Source organism: Streptomyces sp. ADMS (assembly GCF_033441795.1).
Lineage (GTDB): Bacteria > Actinomycetota > Actinomycetes > Streptomycetales > Streptomycetaceae > Streptomyces.
This window is the reverse complement of the sequence record NZ_JAVFVX010000005.1, coordinates 1-10,656: the sequence shown is the minus strand read 5'-3', so window position 1 is coordinate 10,656 and position 10,656 is coordinate 1. Positions and strand designations below refer to the sequence as shown.

The window sequence follows — 10,656 nt, the reverse complement described above, 5'->3', positions numbered from 1 at the left end:
TGGACCGGCCCTGAGTCGGGAGCCCCCGAGCCGGCACCTTGAGCCAGCCCTGAGCCGGCCCCTGAATCGGCCTTGAGTCGGGCCCCGAACCGGCCTTGAGCTGGCCAGCCGGCCCTGAGCCGGGCCCCTGAGCCGGGCCCCTGAGCCAGCTCCCCGAACCGGCCGCTGCGGCTACTCGGTGACCGGGAGACTCGCCCCGTCCCGCAGGAACAGCGGGATCCGGTCCAGCGGCGCGTCGACCGTCACGGCCGCACCGCCCTCGTACGTCTCACCGGTCCACGCGTCCGTCCAGGCCGCCCCCGCCGGAAGGTACGCCGTACGGGCCGTCGCCCCCGCCGTCAGGACCGGGGCGACCAGCACGTCGGGGCCGAAGAGATAGGCGTCGTCGACCGACCAGGTTGCCGGGTCGTCGGGGAACTCCAGGAACAGCGGGCGCATCACCGGCAGCCCCTCCTCGTGCGCCTCGCGCATGACCCGCAGTACGTACGGCTTCAGGCGCTCCCGCAACCGGACGTACCGCTCCATGATCGCGCCGGCCTCCTCGCCGTACGACCACACCTCGTTGGGACCGCCGGTCATGTCGGGGCCCAGCGGCATGCCCGGGTCGCGGAAACCGTGCAGCCGCATCAGCGGGGAGAACGCGCCGAACTGGAACCAGCGGACCATCACCTCGCGGTACGCCGGGTCGTCCGGGTCGCCGCCGTGGAAGCCGCCGATGTCGGTGTTCCACCAGGGGATGCCGGAGAGGGCGGTGTTGAGACCGGCCGCGATCTGGCGGCGCAGGGTCGGGAAGTCGACGCCGATGTCGCCGGACCACAGCGCGGCGCCGTAACGCTGACTGCCCGCCCACGCCGAGCGGTTGAGGCTGATCACCTCGTCCTCGCCGGACGCGATCAGGCCCTCGTGGAACGTGCGGGCGTTCTCGACCGGGTAGAGGTTGCCGACCTCCAGGCCGGGTCCCGCCCAGTACCGCAGGTTCTCCGGGAAGCCCGGCTTCAGTTCCGGCTCGCAGGCGTCCAGCCAGAAGGCGGTGATGCCGTACGGGGCAAGATAGTTGTCACGGATCTTCGACCAGAGGAAGTCCCGGGCCTCGGGGTTCGTCGCGTCGTAGAAGGCGACCTGGACGGTGGACGCGACGCCCTTGTCCGGCCAGTCCGCGTGCGCCATCGGGCCGTACTGCGTGCCGATGAAGTAGCCGCGTTGCTCCATGAGTTCGTGGTTCTCGGAGAGCGGCGACACCGAAGGCCAGACGGAGACGACGAGTTTGACACCCATCTCAGCCAACTCCGCGACCATGGCGGCCGGGTCGGGCCACTCGGCCGGGTCGAACTTCCAGTCGCCCAGATGCGTCCAGTGGAAGAAGTCGCACACGATGGCGCGCAGCGGCAGCCCGCGCCGCTTGTACTCCCTTGCCACGTCGAGGAGTTCGTCCTGCGTGCGGTAGCGCAGCTTGCACTGCCAGAAGCCCGCCGCCCACTCCGGCAGCATCGGCGTACGGCCCGTCACCGCGCTGTAGCGCCGCTGGGCGTCGGCCGGCTGCCCGGCGGTGATCCAGTAGTCGATCTGCCGGGCCGAATCCGCCACCCAGCGCGTCCCGTTGCCCGCCAGCTCCACCCGCCCGATCGCCGGACTGTTCCACAGCAGGGTGTAACCGCGGCTGGAGGTGAGCACCGGCACGGACACCTCGGCGTTGCGCTGTACCAGGTCCAGCACGACACCCTTCTGGTCGAACAGACCGTGCTGGTGCTGGCCGAGCCCGTACAGCTTCTCGTCCTCGTAGGCGGCGAACCGCTGCTCCAGCCGGTGGTAGCCGTTGCCAACGGCGGTGTAGAGGCGCGAGCCCGGCCACCAGAAGTGTGCCCGTTCCTCGGCGAGCAGCTCGGCCGCGTCGTCGGTGCGCAGGAAGCGGATCAGACCCTCGGCGCTCACCTCGACGGTCAGCGCTCCGACGGTCAACTGGCCGTGCCCGTCCTCGATCTTGACGGTGCAGGGCGTCGACTCAGGCTCGTCCAGGAGGGCACCCGGCAGCCCCTCCAGGACCGGCCCGCCGAGCCGCGTCCGGACCCGGACCGCGTCCGGGCCCCAGGGCTCTATCCGTACGGTCTCCTGTCGGCCGCTCCACTCCAGCGCACCGTCCCGCTCACGGAACATGCCGATGGTGGGGGAGGACTGCGCGAGGCTGACCGCGCCTGAGGGGGGCCGGTGTTCGGCGGGCTGGTTCACGTGGCGGCTCCTGAAGGAAGGAGTGGGGAGGGGGATGCGGCTCGGCGCTGCCGGACCGGGACAGGCAGGGGTGTCCGACGCCTGCCGGATGTACGGGTGTCGGGTGCACGGGTGCACGGGTGCACGGGTGTGGTGGTCGGTTGTGGTGGTCGGATCGGGAGGTAGCCGGTTCAGGAAGTGACCGGGGCCGGCCCCGTACTCGCCCTCACCGTCAACTCGGGTGAAATAAGGGCGACTTCGTCGATCCCGCGCCCGTCGAGCTTCGCGATCAGCAGTTCCACGGCGCGGCGCCCCATCTCCTGCGCCGGAATGGCGACGGACGTCAGCCGCACCGACGCCTGGGTGGCGACCTGGTCCGGGCAGACGGCGATGACCGACACGTCCTCCGGCACCGCCCGTCCCTGCTGGCGCAGCAGCGCGAGCAGCGGTTCGACCGCCGACTCGTTCTGCACGACGAACCCCGTGGTGCCCGGCCGTTCGTCGAAGATCCGGGCCAGGGTCACGGTCATCGCGTCGTACCCGCCCTCGCACGGCCGGTGCAGTACCCGTACCCCCAACTCCCGTGACCGTGAACGGAGTCCGTCGAGCGTGCGCTCGGCGAAACCGGTGTGCCGTTCGTAGACCGCGGGCGCCTCACCGATGACAGCGATGTCGCGGTGCCCGAGCTGTGCGAGGTGTTCGGCGCACAGCGCGCCCGTGGCCCCGAAGTCGAGATCGACGCAGGTCAGGCCCTCGGTGGCGGCCGGCAGCCCGATGAGTACCGACGGCTGGTCCGTCCCGCGCAGCAACGGCAGCCGCTCGTCGTCGAGTTCGACGTCCATCAGGATCATCGCGTCGGCGAGCCCGCTGCCGGTCACCCGGCGCACGGCGTCGGGGCCCTCCTCGCCGGTGAGCAGCAGGACGTCGTACCCATGGGTGCGGGCGTTCGTGGCGACGGCGATGGCGATCTCCATCATCACCGGTACGTACATGTCCGTACGCAGCGGGACCATCAGGGCGATGATGTTGGAACGGCTGCTCGCCAGCGCCCGGGCGCCCGCGTTCGGGTGGTAGCCGAGCTGCTGGATGCTCTGCTCGACCCGCTGCCGGGTGCCCGCGGAGATGGACCGCTTGCCGCTGAGGACATAGCTCACCGTGCTCGCCGAGACTCCGGCGTGCTGGGCGACCTCGGCGAGGGTGACCATCCAGCTCTCCAAGCATTGTGTGAAGCGCTTCGACAGTGCGCGTAACGGATAACGATGACGGATAACGGCGAGGGATAGCGGCGAGTGAGGGGTGCAACGACAGTAACCCCACCGGGGGTGGGTGTCCATATGTTGTCGAAGCGCTTCGACAAGGTTTCTCGGGGCTTTCCCGGACGGCATGGCAACTTTCGCACCCGTCGGTGGCCACTGAGGAGTGCTACGCGAAACGTCGTTCGGAAGGACCTCCATGCAACACCGCAGACCGCGCCTCTCCAAGAAGGCGAAGACCTTCGCCTCCGCGACGGTCGCCCTCGCGGCCGCCGCCGGTGTCACCGTCGCGCAGGCGGACGAGTCGAGCAGGAAGTGCGCGGCCTTCGACACCATCACGCTCGGCAAGTACTACGTCAACAACAACCTCTGGAACCAGGAGAAGGCCGTCGGCTCCCAGTGCGTCTGGGACAACTCCCGGTCCGGCTCCACCATCTCCTGGGGCACGGACTACAGCTGGGCCAACAGTGCCACCGGCAAGGACTACGACGTCAAGACGTACGCCAGTACGGTCCTCGGCTGGCACTGGGGCTGGAAGACCGACAGGACCGCCACCCAGCTGCCGATCCGCGTCGGCGACCGCAAGCCGGTGCGGACCACCTGGGACTTCTCCGTCAGCTCGGACCCCGGCGTCATGAACGTCGCCTACGACCTGTGGCTGCACACCAAGAACACCGCGGACTGGCAGGACCAGCCCACCGACGAGATCATGATCTGGCTCAACCGCCAGGGCGGCGCCGGGCCGCTCGGCACCAAGGTGGCGAGCGTCAGCCTCGGCGGCGCGATGTGGGACATCTACGAGGGCGACATCGGCTGGAAGGTCCACTCCTTCGTCCGCCGCGCCAACACCACCAGGGCCACCCTCAACCTCGACGATTTCACCCAGGCCCTGGTCCGCCGCAAACTGCTCACCAACGACAAGTACGTCTCCGGCATCGAGGCCGGCACCGAGGTCTTCAAGGGCACGGGACGCCTGGACACCAGGACCTATTCCGTCGACATCGGCTGACGGGCGGGGGCCCGCTTCGGCCGGACGGCTGCGCGAGGACTGGTGAGGTCGCCCGTAATCGGGTACCAACGATCGAGTAGCACCGATCAGTAACGTACGGTCCTCAAGATCCCGATTCGCGGCGAGGTGTGCCTCAATGTCCGCAAGCCCAGTCAAACCCACCGTCACCGAACGGGAAGCCCGCCAGGTGGCGGAAGCCGCCAGGGAACAGGGCTGGCGCAAGCCCAGCTTCGCCAAGGAACTGTTCCTCGGCCGCTTCCGGCTCGACCTCATCCACCCGCACCCGCTCCCGCCCGCCGAGGACGCGCAGCGCGGCGAGGAGTTCCTCGCCAGGCTGCGCGACTTCTGCGAGACGAAGATCGACGCGGCCCGCATCGAGCGCGAGGCACAGATCCCGGACGAGGTGATCAACGGGCTCAAGGAGCTCGGTGCCCTCGGTATGAAGATCGACACCAAGTACGGCGGCCTCGGCCTCACCCAGGTGTACTACAACAAGGCCCTCGCCCTCGTCGGCTCCGCGAACCCGGCGCTGGGCGCGCTGCTCTCCGCCCATCAGTCGATCGGCGTACCGCAGCCCCTGAAGCTCTTCGGCACCCAGGAACAGAAGGACGCGTTCCTGCCGCGCTGCGCCCGCACCGACATCTCCGCGTTCCTGCTGACGGAGCCGGACGTCGGCTCCGACCCGGCGCGGCTGGCCACCAGCGCGGTACCGGACGGCGACGACTACGTCCTGGACGGGGTGAAGCTCTGGACGACCAACGGAGTCGTCGCCGACCTCCTCGTCGTCATGGCCCGCGTACCGAAGTCCGAGGGCCACAAGGGCGGCATCACCGCGTTCGTCGTCGAGACCTCCTCCGAGGGCGTCACCGTCGAGCATCGCAACGCCTTCATGGGCCTGCGCGGCCTGGAGAACGGCGTCACCCGCCTTCACCGGGTGCGTGTCCCGGCCGCCAACCGGATCGGCCCCGAGGGCGCGGGCCTCAAGATCGCCCTGACGACCCTGAACACGGGCCGGCTGTCCCTGCCCGCCATGTGTGTCGGTGCCGGGAAGTGGTGCCTGAAGATCGCCCGGGAGTGGTCGGGCGTACGGGAGCAGTGGGGCAGGCCGGTCGCGCTGCACGAGGCGGTCGGCGCGAAGATCAGCTTCATCGCGGCCACCACCTTCGCCCTGGAAGCCGTCCTGGACCTCTCCTCCCAGATGGCCGACGAGAACCGCAACGACATCCGCATCGAGGCCGCTCTCGCCAAGCTGTACGGCTCCGAGATGGCCTGGCTGATGGCGGACGAACTCGTCCAGATCCGCGGTGGACGCGGCTTCGAGACCGCGGAGTCGCTCGCGGCCCGCGGGGAACGGGCGGTCCCCGCCGAACAGATCCTGCGCGACCTCCGCATCAACCGCATCTTCGAGGGCTCGACGGAGATCATGCATCTGCTGATCGCGCGCGAGGCGGTCGACGCCCATCTGTCGGTCGCGGGCGACCTCATCGACCCAGAGAAGTCGCTGTCGGACAAGGCGAGGGCGGGCGCGAACGCCGGTGTCTTCTACGCCAAGTGGCTGCCCAAGCTGGTCACCGGGGCCGGACAACTCCCGAACTCGTACGCCGAGTTCAAGCGCAACGACGGCGTCGACCTGTCGCCGCATCTGCGGTACGTCGAGCGCAGTGCCCGCAAGCTGGCCCGCTCCACCTTCTACGCCATGTCCCGCTGGCAGGGCCGGATGGAGACCAAGCAGGGATTCCTCGGCCGGATCGTCGACATCGGCGCCGAACTCTTCGCGATGAGCGCGGCCTGCGTACGCGCCGAACTCCTGCGCTCCCAGGGGCAGAACGGCCGCGAGGCCTACCAGCTCGCCGACGCCTTCTGCCGCCAGGCCCGCGTCCGCGTCGAGGAACTCTTCGGCCGCCTGTGGACCAACACCGACGACGTCGACCGCGCGGTGGTCAAGGGCGTCCTCGCCGGCACGTACACCTGGCTGGAGGAGGGCGTCGTCGACCTCTCGGGGGAGGGCCCCTGGATCGCGGACGCCACACCTGGCCCGACGGAACAGGAGAACGTCCACCGCCCCATCCGCTGATCCGTGGGCGCCCTGTGGAGCGTACGCAACGATTGGACGAGCCCGCGGTGCCCCTGAACGACTGCGCGCTCGCCCTGGTCGCCGGCGGGGCGAGGGCGCCGCTGCCCACCTTCGACCCGCCGGCGGACCGAAGGTGGGCACCTCGACGATCTGCTCGACGCCCGCCGGCCGGGCGACCGGCTACCCGCGCGACGGCATGGACCGCGCCGGACCCTCGGCCGTGAACCGATCGTCGAGTACGAGCACGAGGGCTACGACCCCACGGAGATTTCCGCTCATCCCATACGGAGAACCGACAAGACGTCCACCACACCACTCACCTGGCACTCACCCGAGGGACGCCCTGTCCTCACTGCCGGTGGCAGCGGCCACAATGGAGGGATGACCGACAGTCCAGCCCCACTCGCAGACCCACACCTCGTCTTCGACCCCGTCGCCGGAGACGGTCCGCGGGACGTGGTGATCCTCGGTTCCACCGGGTCGATCGGCACCCAGGCCATCGACCTCGTGCTGCGCAACCCGGACCGCTTCCGGGTCACCGGGCTCTCCGCCGCGGGCGGCAGGGTCGCGCTCCTGGCCGAGCAGGCCCACCGACTGCGCGCAGCCAGGGTCGCGGTCGCCCAGGAGGAGGCCGTACCGGCCCTGCGCGAGGCGCTGAGCGCGCGGTACGGCGCAGGGGAACCGCTCCCCGAGATACTCGCCGGACCGGAGGCGGCCACCCACCTCGCCGCCACCGACTGCCACACGGTGCTGAACGGCATCACCGGCTCCATCGGCCTCGCCCCGACCCTCGCCGCCCTGGAGGCGGGCCGCACCCTCGCGCTCGCCAACAAGGAATCCCTCATCGTCGGCGGCCCACTGGTCAAGGCGCTCGCCAAGCCGGGCCAGATCATCCCGGTCGACTCCGAGCACGCGGCACTGTTCCAGGCCCTGGCGGCCGGCACCCGGTCCGATGTGCGCAAGCTCGTGGTCACCGCGTCCGGCGGCCCCTTCCGCGGCCGTACGAAGGCAGAACTGGCCGATGTGACGGTCGAGGACGCGCTCGCGCACCCCACCTGGGCGATGGGCCCGGTGATCACGATCAACTCCGCGACGCTCGTCAACAAGGGCCTGGAGGTGATCGAGGCACACCTCCTCTACGACATTCCCTTCGACCGCATTGAGGTGGTCGTGCACCCGCAGTCGTATGTCCACTCGATGGTTGAGTTCACGGACGGATCGACACTGGCCCAGGCCACGCCCCCCGACATGCGCGGCCCCATCGCGATCGGCCTCGGCTGGCCCCAGCGGGTCCCGGACGCGGCACCCGCGTTCGACTGGAGCAGGGCGTCGACGTGGGAGTTCTTCCCGCTCGACACCGAGGCGTTCCCGTCGGTCGGCCTCGCCCGGCATGTCGGGCAGCTCGCTGGCACGGCCCCCGCGGTGTTCAATGCGGCCAACGAGGAGTGCGTCGAGGCGTTCCGCAGCGGCGGACTGCCCTTCAACGGAATCATGGAGACCGTGACCAGGGTGGTCGAGGAGCACGGCACCCCTCGTACGGGAACTTCCCTGACCTTCGCGGACGTCCTTGAGGCGGAGACCTGGGCGCGGGCGAGGGCCCGGGAACTGACACAGCAGACGAAGACAGAGCAGGCGACGGCGACCGTGGAGGCCCGTGCATGACGACACTGATGATGATTCTCGGCATAGTCGTCTTCGTGATCGGCCTGCTGGTGTCGATCGGCTGGCACGAGCTGGGGCATCTGTCCACGGCGAAACTCTTCGGCATCCGCGTACCGCAGTACATGGTCGGCTTCGGCCCGACGATCTGGTCGCGCAGGAAGGGCGAGACCGAGTACGGCATCAAGGCGATCCCGTTCGGCGGCTACATCCGCATGATCGGTATGTTCCCGCCGGGCCCGGACGGCCGCATCGAGGCCCGCTCGACCTCTCCCTGGCGCGTGATGATCGAGGACGCGCGCGCCCAGTCCTTCGAGGAACTGCAGCCGGGCGACGAGAAGCGCCTGTTCTACACGCGCAAGCCCTGGAAACGGGTCATCGTGATGTTCGCGGGCCCGTTCATGAACCTGATCCTCGCGGCGGCCCTGTTCCTGACCGTCCTCATGGGCTTCGGCGTCTCGCAGCAGACCACCAGCGTCAGCTCGGTCTCCCAGTGCGTCATCGCCCAGAGCGAGGGCCGCGACGACTGCCGCAAGACCGACGCGGCCTCCCCGGCCGCTGCGGCCGGCCTCAAGGCGGGCGACAAGATCCTCTCCTTCGGCGGGGTCCAGGTCGACACCTGGAACAAGCTCTCGGACGAGATCCGCGCGAACCCCGGCAAGGAGGTGGCGATCGTCGTCGACCGTGAGGGCGAGCAGGTCACCCTCCACGCGAAGATCGCCACGAACCAGGTCGCGAAGAAGGACTCCAGCGGTCAGATCGTCGAGGGCCAGTACGTCACGGCCGGCTTCCTCGGCTTCAGCGCGGCCAGCGGCATCGTCCGCCAGGACTTCGGCGACTCGGTGACCTGGATGGGCGACCGGATGGGCGAGGCCGTCGACTCCATCGCCGGCCTGCCCGGCAAGATCCCCGCCCTGTGGAACGCCGCCTTCGACGGCGGCGAACGTGAGGCGGACTCCCCGATGGGCGTGGTCGGCGCGGCCCGCGTGGGCGGCGAGATCTTCACCCTGGACATCCCGCCCACCCAACAGCTGGCGTTGGCGTTGATGCTGGTGGCGGGCTTCAACCTGTCCCTCTTCCTCTTCAACATGCTCCCGCTGCTGCCGCTCGACGGCGGCCATGTCGCGGGTGCCCTGTGGGAGGCGCTGCGACGGAACACGGCGAAGGTGCTCAAGCGCCCGGACCCCGGTCCGTTCGATGTGGCGAAGTTGATGCCGGTGGCCTATGTGGTGGCCGGGATCTTCATCTGCTTCACGCTCCTCGTCCTGGTGGCGGACGTGGTCAACCCGGTCCGCTTGAGCGGCTGACGGCGCGGCCCGATACCCAGGAGACGGGGCTGTTCATCACTCATTGTGATGAACAGCCCCGTTTTCGTCGCGTGTCTCGTTGTCGAGCGGCTGTACGGTCCTCGTGCTCGTAGGCGAGACCTTCCCGAGAAGTACGGGGCACCCGGCAAGCTGCAGCCGCGTCGAACTCGCTGGTTTGAGGACGGTACCTGGCCGGAGACCGTGAGCATGCTCTACCGCGATGCTCCAGGAACCGTCCTGTGCCGTGAGCCGAAGCTGCCGCCCTACAGGATCGATATCACGGGCTTGGTTCGAGGCCGCAGATGGCGTGCGGCACACGGGACGACGGGGCTGCCGCCCGAACGGCAGGCTGTCCCATGCGTGAACCCGGTCGGAATCCCGGGTTCACGCGGTGTTCATGGCGGCCCGGCACCCTGTGGGCCGGGCCGTTCTCCAATGAGTGGGTTTACGTGCGGGATGTGCTCGGGCCTGGGCACGTGCCGTAATCTCGAAGCCTGGAGCCCGCTGTTCACGGGACCGGACCTTGAACCACAACTTGGGGTTGCACAGCAGATGACTGCGATTTCTCTCGGCATGCCGTCCGTTCCGACCAAACTCGCCGAGCGCCGGAAGAGCCGGCAGATCCAGGTCGGTTCGGTGGCCGTGGGCGGAGACGCGCCGGTGTCGGTGCAGTCGATGACGACGACGCGTACGTCGGACATCGGGGCCACGCTCCAGCAGATCGCCGAGCTGACGGCGTCCGGCTGCCAGATCGTACGGGTGGCGTGTCCGACGCAGGACGACGCGGACGCGCTGGCGACCATCGCCCGCAAGTCGCAGATCCCGGTGATCGCGGACATCCACTTCCAGCCGAAGTACGTGTTCGCCGCGATCGAGGCCGGTTGCGCCGCGGTGCGGGTGAACCCCGGCAACATCAAGCAGTTCGACGACCAGGTCAAGGAGATCGCGCGCGCCGCCAAGGACCACGGCACGCCGATCCGCATCGGCGTCAACGCCGGTTCGCTCGACAAGCGGCTGCTCCAGAAGTACGGCAGGGCCACTCCGGAGGCACTCGTCGAGTCGGCGCTGTGGGAGGCGTCGCTCTTCGAGGAGCACGACTTCCGGGACATCAAGATCTCCGTCAAGCACAACGACCCGGTGATCATGGTCAAC

At 69.2% G+C, this 10,656-nt stretch carries 7 protein-coding genes; 5 read left to right on the top strand and 2 right to left on the bottom strand.

All coding sequences use genetic code 11. The features are described from left to right. Nucleotides 1–171: 171 nt before the first annotated feature. Nucleotides 172–2,223: a glycoside hydrolase family 31 protein gene (locus RB628_RS03300; RefSeq protein ID WP_318318725.1), complete on the bottom strand. Its 2,052-nt coding sequence runs from the start codon at nucleotides 2,221–2,223 to the stop codon at nucleotides 172–174. A 170-nt stretch (nucleotides 2,224–2,393) separates the two neighbouring features. Next, a complete protein-coding gene (locus RB628_RS03295) occupies nucleotides 2,394–3,407 on the bottom strand; it encodes a LacI family DNA-binding transcriptional regulator (protein WP_318318724.1) in 1,014 nt (337 codons plus the stop codon). A gap of 247 nt (nucleotides 3,408–3,654) precedes the next feature. Here RB628_RS03295 and RB628_RS03290 point away from each other — a divergent pair, with 247 nt between their 5' ends. The 5 genes from RB628_RS03290 to RB628_RS03270 form a co-directional block, all read left to right on the top strand. After that, complete coding sequence (locus RB628_RS03290) at nucleotides 3,655–4,464, top strand: GH12 family glycosyl hydrolase domain-containing protein (protein ID WP_318318723.1); 810 nt, start codon at nucleotides 3,655–3,657, stop codon at nucleotides 4,462–4,464. 136 nt (nucleotides 4,465–4,600) lie between these two features. Beyond that, on the top strand, nucleotides 4,601–6,538 hold the full coding sequence (locus RB628_RS03285) for an acyl-CoA dehydrogenase family protein (RefSeq protein WP_318318722.1): 1,938 nt from the start codon (nucleotides 4,601–4,603) through the stop codon (nucleotides 6,536–6,538). A gap of 381 nt (nucleotides 6,539–6,919) precedes the next feature. Further along, nucleotides 6,920–8,200, top strand: coding sequence for a 1-deoxy-D-xylulose-5-phosphate reductoisomerase (dxr, locus tag RB628_RS03280; protein ID WP_318318721.1), 1,281 nt, complete (start codon nucleotides 6,920–6,922; stop codon nucleotides 8,198–8,200). 8 nt (nucleotides 8,201–8,208) lie between these two features. Further along, entirely contained in the window at nucleotides 8,209–9,504 is a 1,296-nt protein-coding gene (locus RB628_RS03275) for a site-2 protease family protein (RefSeq protein WP_318318855.1), read from the top strand. 552 nt (nucleotides 9,505–10,056) lie between these two features. Then, on the top strand, nucleotides 10,057–10,656 hold a 600-nt coding region (locus tag RB628_RS03270; RefSeq protein ID WP_318318720.1), incomplete at its 3' end, for a flavodoxin-dependent (E)-4-hydroxy-3-methylbut-2-enyl-diphosphate synthase.